Genomic DNA, 1,497 nt, shown 5'->3' with positions numbered 1-1,497 from the left:
ACCGTCGAATGGTCGTCACCGCCGAACTCGTCGGCAATGTCGGATGGATCAGCCGTTTTGTGGCGACGGGGCTCCTGATGCTCTGGATTTCCGGCATCGGTTTTCTTCTGGTCTATCAGGTGGCGGAACCGCAAAAGCTGATGAACCCGAAAATCTGGGCCAAAGTGACCATCGTCGCCATCCTGTCGATCAATGGCTTAGCCATTCATCGGCTTGTGCTGCCATTCCTGCGCCAGCGGATCGGCCATCCGCTTCTGTCCGGGGTCAAGGGCCGCACCAAGGCGGCGTTGATCGGCTGCGGCGTCATTTCCGCCGTATCCTGGACCGTCCCTGTCGTGCTTGGCGCCGCGCCGCAGTTAAATTTCGTCGTGCCCTGCGCGGTCATTCTGGCCAGCTACGCCCTGGTGGTGGTGCAGGCCTTCCTGATCGCGACATTCGTTCTGCGGGACACAGCCGGAAGCGAGGCATCTCCGTCAGATCTGTCCGACAGCATCGAAGAACAACCCATGCTCCATGCGGCGCCGGCGGCCTGAGCCAGGGAATTTCCTGTGGCGGCGCCAAGTGCATGAAGATGTGGGGAACAAGCTTGAAGTATCAGCACAAACGGTTGCGAGGAGACGGGCTGGGACGTCACCACCTCGGAACGGCACGCGGCGGCCGAGCAAACCGACCCCTCTGTCAACCCGTCGTCTTGTGCGCCCTCAAACGGCCGTGCCTCGTGATGGGAACTGAGAAAGCCAACGGATAAGCAAGGAGCCACGGTCCGCGCCGCAAGGGCACGAACACCAGCCAGTTCTGGCGAGATACGGCGCCTACCGACGTAAGGCGTAAACGTTGTCCATCGCCTCGCCGCCGATCGGCATGGCCATGTCGTCGTCGAGCAGACGGGTGATGCGGGCGAAGCCGGTAAAGGCCTTTCTCGCTTCCTCGGCCGACATATTGCCGGCCATGGCGGCGGAACAGCAATTCAGGGCGCATTGATAAACCGGTCCGCGCCGCCCCGTCGGCCATTTCCGCAGGAACACCATCGCCTCGGCGACACTGTCCACTTCTTCCACAGGCTGACCTTGCCCAGGCAGAATCCGCACGGGCGTAAAGAAATGCAAGCGATCCATCGTTTTCCTCCCGGCCGATCGCGGTGCACAGAACCACATTAAACACCCGGCGGACCATTTGGTTCCACAAAAATCAAATGAGCGCGCAAAAAAATGATGCCTCGAAGCAACGCGGCCGATCCCATTGCTACGATCGAACGCCGGCAAAGGAGGGTTGAAAGCCGATCGCCGACTCGCGCGACAAAAAGGAGGAATCCGCAATACCGGCCTGCGATAAGCACGATTCTCATTGAATATCTTTAAGGCCAAAGCCGGCAAATGGGTTGCTTGCCGGTTCCCTTGCGTCAGGCATAACCTGCGCAACCAACGCGTGGAGGCGCGTCGCACAAGGGGAGGACATCGCAATGACCATACAAGGCGCATCGCCTGACCTGTATAATGA

General features: G+C 59.9%; 2 protein-coding genes. One reads left to right on the top strand and one right to left on the bottom strand.

The window, feature by feature from the left end; genetic code table 11:
* Positions 1 to 533, top strand: a 533-nt coding sequence (locus EOA33_RS35410) for a hypothetical protein (RefSeq protein WP_127407696.1), incomplete at its 5' end; no start/stop codon positions are given.
* A 279-nt stretch (positions 534 to 812) separates the two neighbouring features.
* On the opposite strand, the gene EOA33_RS35405 is transcribed toward EOA33_RS35410, so the two are convergent.
* Positions 813 to 1,115 (bottom strand): DUF982 domain-containing protein, encoded by a 303-nt coding sequence (locus EOA33_RS35405; protein ID WP_126054489.1) that lies wholly within the window; start codon positions 1,113 to 1,115, stop codon positions 813 to 815.
* Positions 1,116 to 1,497 lie beyond the last annotated feature (382 nt).

This window comes from Mesorhizobium sp. M4A.F.Ca.ET.050.02.1.1, from assembly GCF_003997725.1.
Classification (GTDB): domain Bacteria; phylum Pseudomonadota; class Alphaproteobacteria; order Rhizobiales; family Rhizobiaceae; genus Mesorhizobium.
The sequence above is the reverse complement of the archived record's forward strand: the minus strand, read 5'-3'. Positions and strand labels throughout refer to the sequence as shown.